This is a genomic window from Agromyces sp. Marseille-P2726 (assembly GCF_902809835.1).
Lineage (GTDB): Bacteria > Actinomycetota > Actinomycetes > Actinomycetales > Microbacteriaceae > Agromyces.
On record NZ_CADDWM010000014.1, the window covers coordinates 363557 to 381097 of the forward strand.

At 70.0% G+C, this 17541-nt stretch carries 22 protein-coding genes; 14 read left to right on the top strand and 8 right to left on the bottom strand.

Annotated elements, in window-relative coordinates; genetic code table 11:
• Positions 1-83: 83 nt before the first annotated feature.
• From HUS56_RS11210 to HUS56_RS11225, 4 genes are all read left to right on the top strand, one after another.
• Entirely contained in the window at positions 84-500 is a 417-nt protein-coding gene (locus HUS56_RS11210) for an arsenate reductase ArsC (protein WP_173923513.1), read from the top strand.
• Positions 501-547: 47 nt separating this feature from the next.
• On the top strand, positions 548-910 hold the full coding sequence (locus tag HUS56_RS11215) for a metalloregulator ArsR/SmtB family transcription factor (RefSeq protein ID WP_173923514.1): 363 nt from the start codon (positions 548-550) through the stop codon (positions 908-910).
• Between the two features lie 204 nt (positions 911-1114).
• Complete coding sequence (locus HUS56_RS11220) at positions 1115-2527, top strand: M20/M25/M40 family metallo-hydrolase (protein WP_173923515.1); 1413 nt, start codon at positions 1115-1117, stop codon at positions 2525-2527.
• Positions 2524-3321: an MBL fold metallo-hydrolase gene (locus HUS56_RS11225; protein WP_173923516.1), complete on the top strand. Its 798-nt coding sequence runs from the start codon at positions 2524-2526 to the stop codon at positions 3319-3321. The genes HUS56_RS11220 and HUS56_RS11225 overlap by 4 nt, the downstream gene beginning before the upstream one ends.
• On the opposite strand, the gene HUS56_RS11230 is transcribed toward HUS56_RS11225, so the two are convergent.
• The 3 genes from HUS56_RS11230 to HUS56_RS11240 form a co-directional block, all read right to left on the bottom strand.
• A complete protein-coding gene (locus HUS56_RS11230; protein ID WP_173923517.1) occupies positions 3316-4590 on the bottom strand; it encodes a cytochrome P450 in 1275 nt (424 codons plus the stop codon). The two genes, HUS56_RS11225 and HUS56_RS11230, sit on opposite strands and share 6 nt — an antisense overlap.
• Positions 4591-4676: 86 nt before the next feature.
• Complete coding sequence (locus HUS56_RS11235) at positions 4677-5192, bottom strand: DUF421 domain-containing protein (RefSeq protein WP_217424001.1); 516 nt, start codon at positions 5190-5192, stop codon at positions 4677-4679.
• Positions 5193-5205: 13 nt separating this feature from the next.
• On the bottom strand, positions 5206-6045 hold the full coding sequence (locus HUS56_RS11240) for an SDR family oxidoreductase (RefSeq protein WP_305792489.1): 840 nt from the start codon (positions 6043-6045) through the stop codon (positions 5206-5208).
• Between the two features lie 228 nt (positions 6046-6273).
• Between HUS56_RS11240 and HUS56_RS11245 the strand changes: the two genes are divergently transcribed.
• From HUS56_RS11245 to HUS56_RS11255, 3 genes are all read left to right on the top strand, one after another.
• A complete protein-coding gene (locus HUS56_RS11245) occupies positions 6274-6981 on the top strand; it encodes a GAF and ANTAR domain-containing protein (RefSeq protein WP_254431410.1) in 708 nt (235 codons plus the stop codon).
• Entirely contained in the window at positions 6978-7697 is a 720-nt protein-coding gene (locus HUS56_RS11250; protein ID WP_173923518.1) for a GAF and ANTAR domain-containing protein, read from the top strand. Before HUS56_RS11245 ends, HUS56_RS11250 begins: the two co-directional genes overlap by 4 nt.
• Positions 7698-7816: 119 nt before the next feature.
• Entirely contained in the window at positions 7817-8125 is a 309-nt protein-coding gene (locus HUS56_RS11255; RefSeq protein ID WP_173923519.1) for an ATP-dependent DNA ligase, read from the top strand.
• Positions 8126-8155: 30 nt separating this feature from the next.
• On the opposite strand, the gene HUS56_RS11260 is transcribed toward HUS56_RS11255, so the two are convergent.
• Positions 8156-8617: a hypothetical protein gene (locus HUS56_RS11260; protein ID WP_173923520.1), complete on the bottom strand. Its 462-nt coding sequence runs from the start codon at positions 8615-8617 to the stop codon at positions 8156-8158.
• Between the two features lie 71 nt (positions 8618-8688).
• Positions 8689-9495: a universal stress protein gene (locus tag HUS56_RS11265; RefSeq protein WP_173923521.1), complete on the bottom strand. Its 807-nt coding sequence runs from the start codon at positions 9493-9495 to the stop codon at positions 8689-8691.
• 224 nt (positions 9496-9719) lie between these two features.
• Here HUS56_RS11265 and HUS56_RS11270 point away from each other — a divergent pair, with 224 nt between their 5' ends.
• The 4 genes from HUS56_RS11270 to HUS56_RS11285 all read left to right on the top strand — a co-directional run bounded on the left by HUS56_RS11270 (position 9720) and on the right by HUS56_RS11285 (position 13385).
• Positions 9720-11414, top strand: coding sequence for a GAF domain-containing protein (locus HUS56_RS11270; protein ID WP_254431411.1), 1695 nt, complete (start codon positions 9720-9722; stop codon positions 11412-11414).
• On the top strand, positions 11411-12046 hold the full coding sequence (locus HUS56_RS11275; protein WP_173923523.1) for a response regulator transcription factor: 636 nt from the start codon (positions 11411-11413) through the stop codon (positions 12044-12046). Before HUS56_RS11270 ends, HUS56_RS11275 begins: the two co-directional genes overlap by 4 nt.
• 82 nt (positions 12047-12128) lie before the next feature.
• Positions 12129-12965, top strand: a complete 837-nt coding sequence (locus HUS56_RS11280; protein WP_173923524.1) for a universal stress protein — start codon at positions 12129-12131, stop codon at positions 12963-12965.
• Between the two features lie 15 nt (positions 12966-12980).
• Positions 12981-13385, top strand: coding sequence for a TM2 domain-containing protein (locus HUS56_RS11285; protein ID WP_173923525.1), 405 nt, complete (start codon positions 12981-12983; stop codon positions 13383-13385).
• A 9-nt stretch (positions 13386-13394) separates the two neighbouring features.
• On the opposite strand, the gene HUS56_RS11290 is transcribed toward HUS56_RS11285, so the two are convergent.
• The gene (locus HUS56_RS11290) at positions 13395-14507 is read right to left on the bottom strand and encodes a DNA polymerase IV (protein WP_173923526.1); all 1113 of its coding nucleotides are present in this window, start codon (positions 14505-14507) and stop codon (positions 13395-13397) included.
• Positions 14508-14638: 131 nt separating this feature from the next.
• Here HUS56_RS11290 and HUS56_RS11295 point away from each other — a divergent pair, with 131 nt between their 5' ends.
• Positions 14639-14911 (top strand): GlsB/YeaQ/YmgE family stress response membrane protein, encoded by a 273-nt coding sequence (locus HUS56_RS11295; RefSeq protein ID WP_173923527.1) that lies wholly within the window; start codon positions 14639-14641, stop codon positions 14909-14911.
• Positions 14912-15014: 103 nt separating this feature from the next.
• On the opposite strand, the gene HUS56_RS11300 is transcribed toward HUS56_RS11295, so the two are convergent.
• Positions 15015-15722, bottom strand: coding sequence for a LysR family transcriptional regulator substrate-binding protein (locus tag HUS56_RS11300; RefSeq protein WP_173923528.1), 708 nt, complete (start codon positions 15720-15722; stop codon positions 15015-15017).
• A gap of 16 nt (positions 15723-15738) precedes the next feature.
• On the opposite strand from HUS56_RS11300, the gene HUS56_RS11305 reads away from it, so the two are divergent.
• Positions 15739-16161, top strand: a complete 423-nt coding sequence (locus HUS56_RS11305) for a DUF5997 family protein (RefSeq protein ID WP_173923529.1) — start codon at positions 15739-15741, stop codon at positions 16159-16161.
• A gap of 33 nt (positions 16162-16194) precedes the next feature.
• Here the strand turns inward: HUS56_RS11305 and HUS56_RS11310 are convergent, their stop codons facing one another.
• Complete coding sequence (locus tag HUS56_RS11310; protein WP_173923530.1) at positions 16195-16842, bottom strand: alpha/beta hydrolase; 648 nt, start codon at positions 16840-16842, stop codon at positions 16195-16197.
• Between the two features lie 115 nt (positions 16843-16957).
• Between HUS56_RS11310 and HUS56_RS11315 the strand changes: the two genes are divergently transcribed.
• Positions 16958-17539: an NUDIX hydrolase family protein gene (locus HUS56_RS11315; protein ID WP_173923531.1), complete on the top strand. Its 582-nt coding sequence runs from the start codon at positions 16958-16960 to the stop codon at positions 17537-17539.
• Positions 17540-17541: the final 2 nt, after the last annotated feature.

A 17541-nucleotide genomic window follows, 5' to 3' on the forward strand; every position in this document is an offset into this window, starting at 1 on the left:
GCACCGATCCCCTCCAGGCTCCGTGATCCAGCGTCCACGCTCTATGGTTGGTCCGAGATCCCGAAGGTCCGGAAGCGAGTGTCATGTCCGACAGGCCCACCGTCCTCTTCGTCTGCGTGCACAACGCCGGTCGCTCCCAGATGGCGGCCGGGTACCTGAAGGCCCTCGGCGGCGACCGAGTCGAGGTCCTGTCCGCCGGCTCGGAGCCGAAGGACGAGATCAACCCGGTCGCGGTGCAGGCGATGGCCGAGGAGGGCATCGATATCGCCGGCAAGACCCCGAAGCTGCTCACGGTCGATGCGGTGAAGGAGTCCGACGTCGTGGTCACGATGGGCTGCGGCGACGCCTGCCCCATCTTCCCGGGCAAGCGCTACGAGGACTGGGAGCTCGATGACCCGGCGGGTCAGGGCATCGAGGCCGTCCGACCCATTCGCAACCAGATCCGGAAGCACATCGAGCAACTGCTGGCCGAGATCCTCCCGGAAGACGCCAGCGCATGACGATTCCCGAATATCGACGCCCGTCGATCAACCGGTAGGATCGAAGCATGACCACGACCGTGCTTCCTGTCGTCGACATCACGGATGCCGCGTGCTGCACGCCGCTGACGACGGAGGCGATCGACGCCGAGCGAGCCCAAGACCTGGCGCAGAAGCTCAAGGCGCTGGCCGACCCGACCCGGCTGCGGCTCGTGTCGATCGTCGCGGCATCCGAGGGCGAGGAGGCCTGCGTCTGCGACCTCATCGAGCCGGTCGGGCTCAGCCAGCCGACGGTGTCGCATCACCTCAGGATCCTGATGGAGGCCGGGTTCCTCACGCGCAGCAAGCGCGGGACCTGGGCGTACTACAAGCTCGTGCCCGGCGCCCTCGGGCAGCTTTCGCAGTTGCTCGACGTCACCTCGTCACGGTGACGTCGCCCGCACCGAATCTCGCCCCGCAGCCTCACTGCCCGCTCGGCGGGTGAGCAGATGATCGGCTGAGGCCGCGCGTCAAGCCCATGGTGGGAGGGCGGCCCGCTCCATACAGTCGGGGCACGGAGGGGAGTCGCCTTGACGAGAGACGAGCGGCCGCACGATGGGAGTGGCGAAGCGATCGAGCACCACGGTGCGGGCGAAGTGACCGAGGTTCGGGCGTTCCTCGATGCGTCGGAGAGCGATGTCGAGCGCGACCTCCTCGAATGGGTGCGCATTCCGTCGATCAGCGGTGACGACGAGCACCGAGCAGCGTTGAGCCGATCGGCCGAGTACCTTGCGGTGCTGTTCCGCACCGCGGGCTTCCCTCGGGTCGAGACGTGGCAGCAGGGCGACGGTCTCGCGGTGTTCGCGGAGTGGCCGGCCGACCCGGCCGCTCCGACCGTCCTCGTGTACAGCCACCACGACGTGCGGACCCCCGAGGGAGAGGAGTGGACGGAATGCGAGCCGTTCCTCCCCGTCGTGCGCGACGGGGTGATGTTCGGGCGAGGGGCCTCCGACGCGAAGGGCCAGGTGCTGACCCATCTCTGGGCTGTGCGCGCGCACGTCGGTGCCGGTGAACGCACCGCCCCTGACGTGAACCTGAAGTTCCTCGTCGAAGCGGAGGAGGAACTGGGCTCGCCACACCTTCGTGAGCTGCTCGACGAGCATCGGGGCGATCTCGAATGCGATCTCGTCGTCTTCTCCGACACGATGCTGGTCGACCCTGAGCACCCGGCGGTGTGCATGAGCATCCGCGGCATGATCGGCGCGACCCTCACGGTCGAGGGACCCGAGCGGGACGTGCACAGTGGCGCCGTCTCCGGTCCGTCGCCGAACCCGATCCTCGACCTGACCAGTCTCCTCGCGCGCCTGCACGACGAGCGCGGCCGGGTGACGCTCCCCGGCTTCTACGACCCCGTCACCACACCCGAAGCCGCAGAGCGCCGCGAGTATGCAGCGTTGCCGATCGACGACCCCAGCACCTGGCTGGATCAGTCCCGGACGTCGCGTCTCACCGGCGAAGACGGGTTCACGATCCCCGAGCTGCTCTGGGCGCGACCGGCGCTGGAGGTGATCACCATCCAGGGTGGGGACATCGGTCAACTGCCGCGGGCGGTGATTCCAGCAACGGCGACCGCCGAGCTCAGCATCCGGCTCGTCGTCGGACAGAGCCCGAACGAGGTCGGTGAGCAGCTTCGGCGTTGGCTCGAGCGGGAGGCCTCGGATCTGCGGTGGGACCTGTCGCTCTCCGAGGTCACGGCACAGCCTCCGTACCGAACACCGGATGTGCCCGAAGTGCAGCTGCTCGCCGATGCCATGGCCGAGGGATTCGGACGCGATTCCGTCGGACGGATGGGCAACGCCGGGGGCGGCCCGGCGCAACTCCTCGCCGATTCACTGCAGGCACCGGTGGTGTTCTTCGGCACCGGACTCGTGACCGACCGCTGGCACGCGGCCGACGAGCGCGCGCGGCTTGATGTGCTGAAGAAAGGGGCGGCGACCCTGGCCGTGTTCTGGACTCGGCTGGGCCGGGATCATCGCCGGCGCCCGGCATCAGGAAGGGGAACGACATGACCGAACGTGAGGATGCCGCAACGCGGTCCCGCCGCGCCCGCGGCCGGCCACGGCTCATCCGGAACATCGTGCCGGGCGTGCACCTCCTGGAGCATGCCTACGTGAACTGCTACCTCCTCGAGGAGGACGGCGAGCTGACCGTCATCGACACCGCACACCCGAGCACGTGGCCCATCGTGGCGCACGCCATCCGCGCCATCGGGCGCGCGCCGGCCGACGTGCGAGGGGTCGTGCTGACCCACGCGCACTTCGACCACCTCGGCTTCGCGCACCGCGCGCAGGACGAGTGGGACGTTCCGGTGCTCGGTCACGTGAAGGAGCAGTACATCGCGGCCCACCCGTACCGGTACGCGCACGAGAACCCGCGACTCATCTATCCGATCCGGCACCCGAAGGCGATCCCGGCGCTGTTCGGGATGCTTCGGGCGGGCGCACTCCAGGTGCGCGGCATCGTCGGCCTCGAACCGCTCGTTCCCGGCGAAGTGCTCGGGCTTCCGGGGCATCCGCGGGTGATCTTCACGCCCGGACACACGTACGGACACTGCGCGCTGCACCTTCCGGCGGCCGATGCCGTGCTGAGCGGCGACGCGCTCGTGACCTTCGATCCGTACACGGGCGGGACCGGCCCGCAGATCGTGTCGGGCGCCGCGACGGCGGACAGCGCTCAGGCGCTCGCATCGCTCACGGCGATCGCCGACACGGCGGCATCGGTCGTGCTGCCCGGTCACGGAGCGCCCTGGCTCGACGGCGCGAGCACCGCGGTCACGGCCGCGCGGGCCCTGGGTCCCTCATGACCTGAACGTCACGCGGAACCGATCCTGCGGCAGCGCCGGAATCCGACGCAGGCTGATCCGCAGGTCCTGCTTCGGCACCGAGAACGGGTCGTCGGCAGCGATGCGCCTCGCGAACCGTGCGGTGAGCGCGATCGTGGCCGCTTCACCCGGGCAGCGGTGCCCGGTTGCGAGATCTCCGCCGCCCTGCGGGATGAGCGTATTGGGGTCTCCGTTCCATCCCTCGAACCGCCTCGGGAGGAACCGCGCGGGCGCCGACCAGGATCGGACGTCGTGGTTGGTGGCGTACAGGTCGAGGATCACCCATTCGCCAGGACGGAACGCTCGACCGCGCCAGGTGAACGCGCGTTGCACGGTGCCCGCGATGATCGGGAAGAACGGGTAGCGCCGTCGCACCTCGTTCGCGAATCGCACGGCGACGTCGGGATCAGCGGCGACCGGTCGGCGCCACTCGGGGTGGTGATGCAGGGCGTGTGCCGCGAAGACGAGGAAGCGGCTCACCGCGACGACGGGGCGAAGCACGTTGAGCAGCTCGACTGCGGCCACCGAGGCCGGCAGTCGATCGCCGTCGGCGTCCGTGGCCTCGGCGATGCGGTGGAGCGGCGTCCCGGGCTGCACGTCGAGGGCTCCGCTGCGCACGTCCTCGACGAGCGCCTCGAGGTCGGACTCGGCCTTCCGGCGTCGCGCCCGGGCGATCCAGTTCGGCGGGCCGAAGCTCGCCGCGCGATCGACCATGGCCGCGAGATCGCCCGACAGGCGCGAGAGGTCGACCGCTCCACCGGGGATGCCGCACCACGCGGCCGCGGCGACGGTCAGCGTTTCAACGGCGAGATCGTAGAGCGAGACGGTGCGCCCGCCCCTTTCGGCGACCGCCCTGGTCCACTCGGCGTCGAACGCCTGCACGAGGCGCTCGACCGACGCCGGCTCGAGCATCTGCATGAAGAGCGTCTTCCGGTGACGGTGCTCGTCGCCTTCGAGGGTCTGCACGCTGCCTTCGTCCTGCAGCAGATGCAGCACGGACGTGGGCATGGCACGGTCACGGGAGAAGCGGTCGCCTTCGTAGAAGATCCGAGCCGCCTCGGCGCCGTACATGACCGTCGCCCGTCGGCCGGCGAGCCTGGTCGTGAACACGTCGGTTCCGAGCCGACGGAATCGGCGCCGTCCGAACGTGTAGCCGTCGAGGAGGAACCCGAGCGACTCGTCGATGGCCCGCGCCCGTGGAATCTCTGCTGCGGGGTCGATGCCGGATGGCTGAGGGTGAAGATCGACCATGCTTCGTTCTACCCGCGCGCAGCGGCATCCGGTCAGGGGCTTGACAGTCTGATCGCCGCGCGCTGATCGCCGCGCGGAGTTCCCGGTCACCGCTCGGGCGGATTCGGTGTCGGTGCGGTGGGAGCGTCGTCCTTGCGGAACGCGCTGATCATGCCGTTGGCCTCCAGGTACGCGACACGCACCTCGTCGATGCTCTCGATGCCCTGCAGCCGCAGCTGCGCCTCGACCTCCTCGCGGGTCAGGAACTCGCGTCTCATCTGATGCCGGTTGAGTTCGCCGTCGTCGATCAGCGGCCGCTTGCTCGGCTTCAGGACCTTCCGGAGCCACGGGAATCGATAGGCCAGCGCGTCCAATGCGACGCTCCATCCGAGGATCGTCGCGGCGAGGATGAGGGCATCCGTGACCGACGTGGACTCGGGCGCGAACGCGTGACCGACGGCGCTGGCGAGGAGGACGACCACCAGGAGGTCGGTCAGCGCCAGCGAACCGGCTTCACGCTGCCCGGTGAGGCGCACGAAGACCGTGAGGCCGAGGAAGATCAGCGTGCCCCGCAGGAACAGGTCCCAGACCGACGAGACCTCGAAGATCGACGCGATGTCCACCTGGGCTCCAACTTCAGAGGATCGGCTTTCCGCCCGTCACCGCGATGCGGGCACCCGAAACGTAGCTGCCCTCGTCGGACGCGAGCAGCACGTACACCGGCGCGAGCTCGGCCGGCTGACCGGGCCTGCCCATGGGCACCTGCTCGCCGAAGCTCTCGACCTTCTCGGATGGCATCGTCGACGGGATCAAGGGCGTCCAGATGGGGCCGGGTGCAACGCTGTTGGCGCGGATGCCGCGTTCCGCGAGTGCCTGGGCCAAGGACGCGGTCATGTTGGCGATTCCGGCCTTCGTCGCGGCATACGGGATCAGCGATGGCGACGGCATGTCGGAGTTCACCGAGGACGACCCGATGATCGAGGCCCCCTCGTGCATGTGCGGCAGGGCCGCCTTCACGAGGTGGAAGAACGCGCTGAGATTCACGGCGATGGTGCGGTCCCATTCCTCGTCGGAGATCTCCTCCAGCGTCGGGTGATCCATCTGGAAGGCGGCATTGCTGACGAGCACATCGATCCGCCCGAACTCGTCGACGGCCTTCTGAATGACCTCTCGGCAGTGCGCGGGGTCGGCGAGGTCGCCTGCGATGGGCACGGCCCGGCGCCCCGCCTCCTCGACGTATCGGCAGGTCTCGCGTGCATCGTCATGCTCCTCCAGGTAACTGACGACGACGTCTGCCCCCTCGCGGGCATACGCGATCGCGACCGCCTTGCCGATGCCGCTGTCGGCACCGGTGATGACGGCGACCTTCCCCTCCAGCCGACCCGAGCCGCGGTAGCTCTCCTCGCCGTGATCCGGCTTCGGCGTCATCTGTTGTTCGGACCCGGGGAACTCCTGCTGTTGCGCTGGTTGATTCACGACGTCCTCCTCTACGACTCGGTCAAGTCCACCGCCGGGGCGCTCATCCGGACAACCGGGTTGACACGCGGGCGGCGCCCGGCGACCAGGGCGAGACCGTGGTATCCCAGGGTGCAAGGTCGCGTTCCGGCGCACACTGCGATCGATCGCGCCACCCCCTTCTCGGTCGCAAGAATCGGCGGGTAGCCTCGGAAAGGTGAGGTGGCTGCTGCGCGGAGGGAGGGCATCGTGACCGGCGGGTTCTCGAGCGCGATGGAGTCGCTCGAACGCGCCGGCGGCAATCCCGGGCAGTACTGCCGACCGTTCCTCGACGTGTTCCCCGTGACGGGAGCCTCGGTCGCGACCGTCGGCGCACTTCTCGGCAGCGAGACCATCGCCGCGAGCGATCATCTCGCGGCCCGACTCGATGAACTGCAGTTCGACCTCGGCGAGGGGCCGTGCTGGGACGCGCTCGTCACCGGCGCGGCCGTGCTCGAGCCCGATCTTCGCGATCATCAGCGACGCTCGTGGCCCGCCTTCAGGACGGCGATCGCACAGGATGACGTGAGGGCGATCTTCGCGTTCCCCCTCGCAGTCGGTCCCCTTCGAATGGGCGCGGTCGACCTCTACTCGGCACAGCCGGTGCGGCTCGACCGCACGCAGACTCGGCAGGCCGACGCGATGGCCGCGATCGTCGGGCGCCACGTCCTCCGAAGCGCGCTGGCAACCGTCGACCGTGAGAGCGAACCGTCCAGCACCGCGTACTCCCGACGCCTCGTGCACCAGGCGACCGGCATGGTGCTGGCGCAACTCGGCATCACCCCTGACGACGCCCTGCTCGTCATCGAAGGTCGCGCGTTCGCGGAATCCCGGAGCGTGATGGACGTCGCCCGCGACATCCTGAGCGGTCTGCTCGATTTCGCTCCCACCGACGAGGGAATCGGGGATGCCGGATGAACGACATCACCCGCGAGAGTCGCCTCCTCGAGACCTTCGTCACGCTCGCCGACACGCTCGTCGACGACTACGACGTGGTCGACCTGCTCCAACTGCTCGTCGACACGTGCAAGGAGCTGCTCGACGTCTCGGAGGCCGCGATCCTTCTCGCCGACACGGCTGGAGTCTTGGACGTCATCGCGTCGACGAGTGAGTCGAGCCGGCTCGTCGAGCTCGTGCAGCTGAGCGCCGAGGCAGGGCCGTGCGTCGAGAGCTTCCGAACCGGTCGCCCGGTGTCCGTGCCCGACGTTCGCGACGTGCCGGCCGAGTGGAGCACGTTCCGCGACAGCGCCGTGCGGGCGGGATTCGGTTCCGTGCACGCGGTGCCCCTTCGCCTCCGCGACACGATCATCGGCTCACTGAACCTGCTTCGACGCGGGAGCAGTGGATTGGCCCCCGAGGATGCCGCAGCGAGCAAGGCGTTCGCGGATATCGCGACGATCGGCATCCTCCACGAGCGGTCGATGCGCGAGACCACGATCCTGGCGGAACAGCTCCAGATCGCGCTGAACAGCCGCATCGTGGTCGAGCAGGCGAAGGGCGTGGTGGCCTACACGCGCGGCGTCTCGATCGACGAGGCGTTCGAGCTGATTCGAGCGTATGCGCGCTCGCATCGAGTCGGGATCAGCCAGGTCGCGGCTCGTCTCGTCGATCGATCGCTCGACCTGCCCGACTGAGCGACGCACGCCCGGCACGGAGACTGGTCTGGTGCGCGTGCGAAGCGCGGATTAGCATGGGAGGAGATCGCCCCGGACCCCGGTGATGTTCTCGTTATCCTGCGACCACCGGTGCCGAGATGGGGATCTTCCAGCACAATGACGCGACCTTCGAGGTCGATGACGAGGTGCTCGCCCACCTTCAGATCGTCATCGTCGAACGACTCCGCCGCGGCGAGACGCTGACGCTCTCATGGATCGAGACGGACCACGGGCACGGGGGGATGACGACAGTCCTGCTGAACCCGACCCATGGGCTGATCTTCGAGGTGGCGACACCTGATCCCGTCATCGATCCAGTACTCATCGAGCGACTCGCCGTGGCGGCCGACAGCTCGGAGGGTCTCACCCTCCGCCGAGCGAATCCATCGGAGTCGTGGCGGCCCTGACTCGGCCTCTCGTGACAGCTCCGGGATCCGTCACGACGTGGTCACTCTCGTGCCCGTGCGCCGCGCCTCGGTTGAGCGGGTGATCGGCAGGAGGCCGAGCAGCAGCATCACGAGGCCGAGCTCCACCGCACCCGCCATGAAGTAGACCGCCTGAAGGAAGCTGAAGGGGATGACCATCATCTGCACGAAGATCCAGATGAGCGCTGCATATCCGGCAGCGGCACTCACGAACAGTGCCGATGGCCTCCGGCGAAGCAGGAGCACGAAGGCGACGGCGTGGACCCCGCCCAGCACGAGCGCGAGCACGAGCCCCGGTACCAGGTAGGACGAGAAGGGCGAGCCCTCGAGGTATTCGGCGGGCGGCGTGATGGCCGACGCGAGGTCGGGAACGATGGAGCCGGCGGCGAGGGCGACGCCTCCGGCGAATGCGGTCACCGCGACGAACGCCTGGACGACGAGCAGGGTGATCCGGGTTGCGTGGTTCGCGTCCATGCCATCATCATGCGTCTCGACGGCGCGCACGCCGGGGACGAAGGTCCCGCGATCGCGACGAGGTCGTCGGTTCACGCCCCGGTGAGGTGCGGGACGATGATCACCGGCCCGCCGACGTTCATGAGCAGGTCGCTGTTGGTGCGGCCGAGCGGTCGATAGCCGCGAGCGCCGTGCTCGGTCGGGCGGCCGCTGATGGTGAGCACTGCCCGGTGGGATGCGTTCGCGAGGGCCTCCCCAGCGGGTGCGGTCGAGCGGTGGAGCATGACGTCGACGGATGACTCAGCCTCGTCTCCGGCGTCGAGCAGGGACCCGAGCGCCTGCTCGCCGAATGGCACCCCCTGGGCGGACCGCAGCACGGTCAGCGGCTCACCGAGTCGGACGGCCTCGCCCATGGCGAAGCGAACCGCCTCGATCCAGCCGGGAGCCGTGCCCGCACCGACGACCACTCCGCTGCGTCCTTTCATCGACGTCACGGGGACGACCGCTATCGGGACCGGCGCGACGGCCGCGAGCTGCAACCCACGCGAGCCGAGGGCATGCCCGTGGAAGGTCCCCGTCTTGTGGGAGCCGATGACCACCGACTCGTGCCGCGACGCCGTCGCGGCGAGCTCGAGCATCGGAGCCCCGACCTCCACGGTGGCGGACACCGGTACCCCGTCGGCGATACCACGGGCGAAGGCGAGCTCCCGCGTCGCCACCCGCTCGGTGTCGGTTCGCAGCTCGGCGAGGTCGCGATCGCTGATCGTCCCCCACTCGTCGTCGACGACGCTGAGCAGGGAAACACCGGTCTCCAGGTCGCCGGCGCGAGCGATCGCCCAGGTGATCGCCGCGCGACTCGCCACCGATCCGTCGATTCCCACGAGGATCGTCCCGTCCATCACCGCCGCCTCTCCGAAATCCGGCCGTCTCTGGGAGCGCCCGGGGAGCGTGCCGGCATGGCCTCATGGTCGCGCTCGAAGCGCGGCGGCGACGGGCCAATGGTCCCTCGATCCGACGTCTGTCGGTCGGCCGCCACCCGGTGGTAGCCTGCGGACGAGCCATCGGAGGAACCGTGCCGGGTCGACCGTTGCCGGGATCCGGCCCGGGGGAGCCCGGATCCGAGTTGGATCGCGCCCTTCACGAACTCATGGAGCGCGCCGGCGACGTGATGCAGTCGCAGGATCGCCTGAGGGCGCTGCTGCGTGCCACGCAGGCCGTCGTGCAGCCGCTCGACCTCTCCGTGGTGCTGGAACGCATCGTGCGGGCGGCCGTCGAGCTCGTCGACGCGCGCTACGGGGCGCTCGGGGTGATCGCCGCCGACGGGCGCGGGCTGGAGGCGTTCGTGCATGTCGGGATGTCGCCCGAGCAGGTCGCCGCGATCGGGCACCTCCCCGAGGGACGTGGCGTGCTGGGTGCGCTCATCGACGATCCACGGCCCATACGACTGCTGCACATCGCCGACGACCGCCGATCGGCCGGATTCCCGGCAGGGCATCCGCACATGGATGCGTTTCTGGGCGTTCCCGTCCGGGTGCGAGATGAGGTGTTCGGCAACCTGTACCTCACGGAGCCCCGGGCCGGCGAGTTCACCGCCGCCGACGAGGAGCTGGTGTCGACGCTGGCCGCCACCGCGGGGTTCGCGATCGCGAATGCCCGGCTCTACGACGAGACCCTCCTCCGACAGGAGTGGACCGCCGCGTCCGCGCAGATCGCCGCCGCGCTGGTCGACACGGCGAGTGCGGCCGCACCCGGTCTGCTCGCCGATGAGCTCGCCGCTCGGTCGACCGCCGACCGCATCTGCATCCTCGTTCCGGGTCCCGACCCGCTCACGCTTCGAGTCGCGGAGGCCCGCGGCAGCGCCGCCGACGAGGTCTCGGGCGCGATCGTGTCCGCGATGGACACCTCTGCGGGGCTCGCATTCGAGACGGGTGATGCACGGGCCGTTGCCGGCACACGCGATCCCGACGCCGTCGACGCCCTGGCGATCGTCGTCGACGGCGACGCCGGCCCCGTCATGAGCGTCCCGCTGCGGCGCTCCGACACGGTCTGGGCCGTGATCGTCGTCGCTCGCGAGCCCGGGCGGCCGCCGTTCGGGCCGGCGGAGATCGACATCGCCGGTGACCTCGCCGGCCGCGTCGGCCTGGCGATCGACCTCGCCGAGTCCCGCGAGCAGCGACAGCGTGCGCAGTTGGACGCGGACCGCGCCCGCATCGCCCGCGACCTGCACGACCACGTGATCCAGCAGCTCTTCGGCGTCGGTCTCGAGCTGCAGGCACTCACGGCCGAGACGTCGACGGATGCCGCGGTGCTGCGAGGAGCGATCACGACGATCGACGATGCGATCGCGCAGATCCGCACGATCATCTTCGCGTTGCGAGCCCGGGAACGGGAGGGCGATTCGCTGAGACAACGGATCCTCGACTTGGTCGCCGAGAGCACCGTGGGTCGCGCTCGTCCGGTCCCGGTGAGCTTCGCCGGTCCCGTCGATCTCGCCCTCGTCGGATCGATCGCCGATGACGTCTCGGCCGCCGTGCGGGAGCTGCTGATGAACGCGATCCGGCACTCGGGAGCAGACCGGATCCGGATCTCGATCGGCGTGGATGCGGCATCCGTTCGGGTCGTCGTCGAAGACGACGGCGTCGGCATTCCCGAACGCGGTCGCCGAAGCGGGCTCGACAACCTGCGAGCGCGGGCCGAGCGCCGCGGCGGCCAGCTGCACATCGACTCCGTACCCGGTGCGACCAGGGTCGAGTGGCGCGTGCCCGCCCCCGAGGTGGACCGTGAATCCCCGGCCGAACGCATCGGAGCCCCGTCATGACTCGGGTCTTCCTGGTCGATGACCACGAGATCGTTCGCCGCGGCATCGCGGAGCTGCTCGATCGCGAACCCGACATGGAGGTCGTCGGCGAGGCGGGCGACGTGACGCACGCCCTCGCCCGGATCGCCGCGACCCTGCCCGACGTCGCGGTGCTCGACGTACGGTTGCCCGACGGAGACGGTGTCGCACTCTGCCGCGAGGTGCGCTCGCGGCATCCCGAGGTGCGATGCCTCATCCTCACTGCGTATGACGACGACGAGGCATCGGTCTCCGCGGTGCTCGCCGGAGCATCGGGCTATGTGCTGAAGAACGTCGCCGGCACGCGACTGCTCGAGGACATCCGCGCCGTCGCCGCCGGGCGGTCGCTCCTGCATCCGGCGGCCACGCGACACGTCGCCGAGCGCGCCGAGGCAGGCGGGCGCGACGATCCCCGCTTCGGCTCCCTCCAGCTGCGCGAGCGTCAGGTGCTCGCGCTCATCGCCGAAGGGCTCACCAACCGGCAGATCGGGGAACGGCTGGGGCTCGCCGAGAAGACGGTCAAGAACTACGTGTCGGGGCTGTTGCGCAAGCTCGGGCTCGAGCGTCGCACCCAGGCCGCGGTCTACGAGCTGGAACGCCGCGAGCCCGAGTGACCCCACCGCGCCGGTGGGTGGTGGCCGCGCCGATGTGACCTAGGGCCCAGTCGGGCGGCCGCACGGGTGTCACCCTGATCGCATGTTCACGAGGGTCATTGCGGGCTGGGACGGCACGGCGGAATCGCAAGCGGCGGTCGAATGGGCTGCCGACCGCTACCGGGACCTGCCCCTCATGCTCATCCATGCCATCGGCGGCAGGCCGACGGACGCCGAGTACCAGCGTGCGACGGGCGAGCTCTCGGCGGAGCGGACGAGGCTCATCGACGTGGCAGAGCAGCTCCGCGCCACGCACCCGGGCCTTCATCTGCAGACCGAGACCGCCCACGGTTCGGCGATCGAGGCCCTGGAGCCGCAGCTCGGGCCCGACACCCTCGTCGTGGTGGGCGGGCCGGACCACCCTCGGGCGACCCGGTGGACGCTCGGGTCCCGCCTGGCCGGCCGCCGCGGCGGGGGAACCGTGGCGGTCGTCCCCGCGGTCCCGGCGACCGAGCGGCCGCTCGGGGTCGTCGTCGGAGTGGACGGCTCCCACGCCTCGCTCGCCGCCGTCGAACTCGCCGCGGCCGAGGCGGATCGACTCGGCTCGTCGCTCGAGGTGGTGCACGCCTGGCAGATTCCGCAGGAGTGGGACACGGCGTACCACGAGTACTCCTCCGACGTCGCGACCCTCGAGGAGATCCATCATGGACTCCTGGATGATGCCATCGAGTTCGCGCATGGGCTCGGGGCGAGCCCGACGGGCCGACTGGAGGCCGGACGCCCGACCGAGGTGCTCCGCAGGCTCGGAGCCGACTCCGCCCTCCTCGTCGTGGCGAGCCATGGCGCACGAGGACTCTCCCGTTTCTTCCTCGGCTCGGTCAGCCACGACCTGCTCGTCGAGCCGCCGTCGCCGGTGCTCATCGTCGCTCCACGTTCATGACCGAAGGAGGTCAACATGTCCGCCAACACCCCCGCAACGAGCCCGCCCGGGCCCCTGCCGGCCCAGTCGACCGCACTGTCCGACCGATCCTTCATCGCGACCTGGATGTTCTCGTGGCTGCTGGGATTCCTCGGCGTCGACCGCTTCTACCTCGGCAAGGTCGGCACGGGCATCGTGAAGCTCCTGACGATCGGCGGACTGGGGATCTGGTGGCTGATCGACCTGATCCTGACCCTCGCCGGCGTGCAGCGTGACAAGGAGGGGCGCCTGCTCCCCGACTACGAACAGCACAAGATGATCGCCTGGATCATCACCGCCGCCGGGTTCGGACTCTGGATCCTCACGGCTGCCGTCTCCCGGGTCTTCGTCTACGTTCCCGAGCAGCTCGGTCCGATGATGCCGTGGTGGCAGGGCCTCTGATCGTCGACGTCACCAGCCGCCGCGGGTCGGGGTGTGCCCTTCTCGCGCGTCGTCGGGCATGGGCATCTCGGCCCGCACTCCAAGCAGCCGCACCGGTCGGCCACGCTCGAGTCGGTCGTGCAGCAGTCCGAGGATCCGCTCGACGACGTCGTCCCGGTCTGAGGTCTCGGGGATCTTCCGCTGGTACGTCTTGGTGATGAACGGCGCGTAGCGCACCTTCAGCGTCAGCCCGATCACCGGGCGGCCCTCGGCCGCGACATCCTCGAGCACCTGCACGGCGAGCTCGCGCACGGCCTCCTCGATCTGCGCGGGCTCGGTGAGGTTCTGCTGGTAGGTCGTCTCGCGGCTGTGGCCGCGCGCCACCCACGGGGAATCGTCGACCACCCGCGCGCCCTCGCCGCGACCGAGCGTCTGGTACCAGGGGCCCATCTTCGGGCCGAACTCCGCCACGAGCTCCGACGGGTCGGCGGTCGCCAGCTGCGCGACCGTCACGACGCCGTGCTCGGCAAGGCGGCGCGAGATCTTCGAACCGACGCCCCACAGGCCGATCGTCGGTCGATCTCCCATGACCTCGAGCCAGTTGTCGGCAGTGAGCCGGAACACCCCGCGCGGCTTGGCGAACCCGGTCGCCACCTTGGCACGCACGAGCGTGTCGCCGATGCCGATGCTGCAGTGCAGGCTCGTCCGGTCGAGCACGGCACGTTGCACCTGTCGCGCATACGCCTCGGGATCGTCGGTCCGCACGCCGATGAACGCCTCGTCCCATCCGAGCACCTGCACGGTCGCACCCGGTTGGGCTCGCAGCGTCGACATGACGGCGACGGATGCCGCGGTGTACGCCTCGGCGTCGACGGGAAGGATCACGGCGTCGGGCGCCTTCCGCGCAGCGAGGCGCAGCGGCATCCCGGAGCCGACACCGTACTCGCGAGCCTCGTAGGACGCGGTGGAGACCACGGCTCGCTCGGTCGGATCACCGCGCCCGCCGACGATGACCGGCCTGCCCGCGAGTTCGGGGCGTCGCAGCACCTCGACCGCGGCGATGAACTGGTCGAGGTCGACGTGCAGCACCCAGGTGTCCGAGCCGTCGCTCACCCGACCAGTCTGCCTGCTGACGCGCCGCATGCGTGCGTCGCACTGCGGTTCGGCGCTCGTATGCTGCGCACATAGCGCGAAATTCAAGCGCTCGGCAAGGGGTTGCAGCCCCGATCCGGCGCGTGGTTTCGTGTTGCCACCCCCTAACAGAAGGAGCACTCATGGGTTTCCTCGCATTTCTGATCCTCGGCCTCATCGCCGGTGCCATCGCGAAGCTGATCCTGCCCGGCAAGCAGGGCGGCGGATGGCTCGTCACGCTGTTGCTCGGCGTCGTGGGCGCCCTGCTCGGCGGCTGGATCGGCAGCCTGCTGTTCGGCGTCGGTCTCGAGGAGTTCTGGGACCTCAGCACGTGGCTGCTCGCCATCGCGGGCTCCATCATCGTGCTGCTGATCTGGGGTCTCATCACGCGCAACCGCAGCCGCTCCGCCACCTGATCCGGCGTAATTCACACATCGAGCGGATGACGCGACCGGCGTCATCCGCTCGATGGCGTTCCGGGCGTGGTCACGCTTGAAGGTGCTGCCGGTAGGTCCGGTCTTATCGCCCGCGTCCGCCACGCTTGCGAACGGCTCGGCCGGAGCGAGCGGATGCCCCGCGGCGGGCGTTGCGGCCGGGCGTTCCGCCCTTCGCGCCCGCGCTGCCCTTCCCGCCCATGGTGTCGGCCCTTTCGATCGACGATGGCTTGGACGCGGCCGAGCCGGGTCCGTCGTCCGCGCCGCGAGAGCTCCGGGCGGTGCGTCCGCGCACCACCCCCACGAACTCCTGGATATCCGCGTCATCGCGGTCGACCCGCCACACGAGCGCGATGCGCGTGGGCGCGGCATCCGTCACCGGCACCGCCACGACGTCGCGGCGGTGGTGCAGGCGAGCGACCCCGTGGGGCACGATCGCGTACCCCGCGCCGGCAGCGATCAGCTCGATCGTCATCGCGGCCTCCGTCTGCATCGGTGCGCGCAGCTCGGTCTCGAGGTCGGCCGTCGTGAGCGACTCGGCGTCGGCGAAGGCGTGGTCCTTCGGCAGCACCGCGACGGGCGCCTCCTCCCAGAGCGGGATCGCGTGCATCGCATCCGCCTCGATGGGCAGCCGCACGAACGCGAGATCGGCGCGACCAGCGACGAGGTCGGCGAGCTGCTCGGCCTGCTCGACCCGCATCGCCTCGATCGGGAGGTCGGGGCGACGTTCCGCCCAGGTGCGGAGCCATTTCGCCGGACTCACCCCGGCGACGTAGCGGAGCGTCAGCACCATCCGCTCAGGCTACGGTATGAGGGTGAAGCAGCCCCAGTCGATGAAGCCAGAGACCGCCGCGAAGAAGCTCGGGATCCTGCTCGACGCGGCGCCCGAGGAGTTCCGCGACGGCGTCGTCACGCGGGAGGAGCTGAACGCGCTCCAGTCCGACCCGCCCGAGTGGCTGCAGGTGCTGCGCCGCGAAGGCCCGCACCCGCGGAGCGTGGTCGCCGCGAAGCTCGGCATCTCGAACTCGGGTCTCGCGCGAGGTGGCGTGACCGATCCGCTCACGACCGCCGAGATCAAGGCGCTGCTGGCTGCGCCGCCGCAGTGGCTGGTGCAGGAGCGCGCCACCCAGGCGGCGGTGCGTGCCGAGAAGATCCGGATCGCCGAGCGCGACGCCGAGCGCGCATCCCGCCGCTCCGACGCGGGTGGCGGGGGAGGCGGCGGCGGCGTCTGAGCCCGCTGCAGGGTGCAGCGTCGCTCGGGCCGCTCAGGCGGCCGACGCGTACTGCGCCCGCAGGAAGCCCTGGATATCGGCGAGCTCTCGCTCGGCGATCGAGTGGCCGAGTCCCTCATAGATCCGCTCGTCGAGGGCGGCGTGCCGGGGCAGCCACTCCTGGGTGCGAGCGATCGCCTCGGGAATGATCACGTCGTCGGCGGTGCCGCGACCCCAGAACACGGGTGTCGCGAGCTCGGCGAGCCGCGCGTCGCCATCGCGCTCGCCGGGGAGGGCGAAGCCCGAGAGGTTCACGGCGAACGCGAACCGCTCCGGCGCACGTCGCAGCAGCTCCATCGCCATGGCGCCACCCTGCGAGAATCCGAGCAGCCCGATGCCGGTCGCGTTGGGCGCCACCCGGTCGAGCCAGTCGATGATCGCATCGGTCGAGGCATCCGCCGCTTGGATCGATCGTTCGAGCCCGTCGGCCATGAGCGGGAACCAGGCGTGCCCGTACCCCGTGAAGATGGGTGCACGGAGCGACGCGATCGCCGGTTCGAGCGGCAGGTAGGGCGCGAGGCCGAACAGGTCTCCCTCGTTCGAGTTGTAGCCGTGCAGGAGCAGCAGCAGGGGTCGGCCCGCCCGGTCGTCTTCGGACGCCGACCAGATCACCGCCTCGTCGTCGACGCGAAACGCAGCCATGGGTCCCTCCGCTCCGGGCGACGGATGCCGCGAGCCGGCCGTTTCCCCGGTGCCCGCGTTCGAGCGTACCCGCCGATTCCGTGAGGTGCGCCGCCCGGTGCGGCAGAATCGACGCATGGCCGTGCGCACTCCCGACCCGGACTGGACTCCTGACGACGAGCCGGCGTCGGGCCCGCCCGCCAATCCGGGCTGGCTCAGCGACCTCGAGCTCGCCGAGATCCGCGGACGGCTGCCCCTGCTCTACGTCGAGGCCGTACCCGTGCGGGTCGATGGCCTGGGGCAGGTTACCGAAGCCGGCGTGCTGTTGCGCGCCAACTCGCTCGGCGAGATGACCCGCACGATCGTCTCTGGTCGCGTGATGTACGGCGAGACCATCCGCGACGCGTTGTTCCGCCACCTCGAGAAGGACCTCGGGCCGATGGCGTTCCCGCTGCTGCCCGCCAGCCCGGTGCCGTTCGCGGTGGCCGAGTACTTTCCGCTTCCCGGCATCTCGCCGTTCACCGACGAACGTCAGCATGCCGTCTCGCTCGCCTACGTCGTGCCCGTGACCGGCACCTGCGAGCCCCGGCAGGATGCGCTCGAGGTGACTTGGATCACGCCCGCTGAAGCGGTGTCCGAGGCCTTCGCGGCCGAGATGGAGGGCGGCCGTGGCGTGCTGCTGAAGCAGGCCCTCGCCTCGGTCGGTGCCCTCGGCTGAGC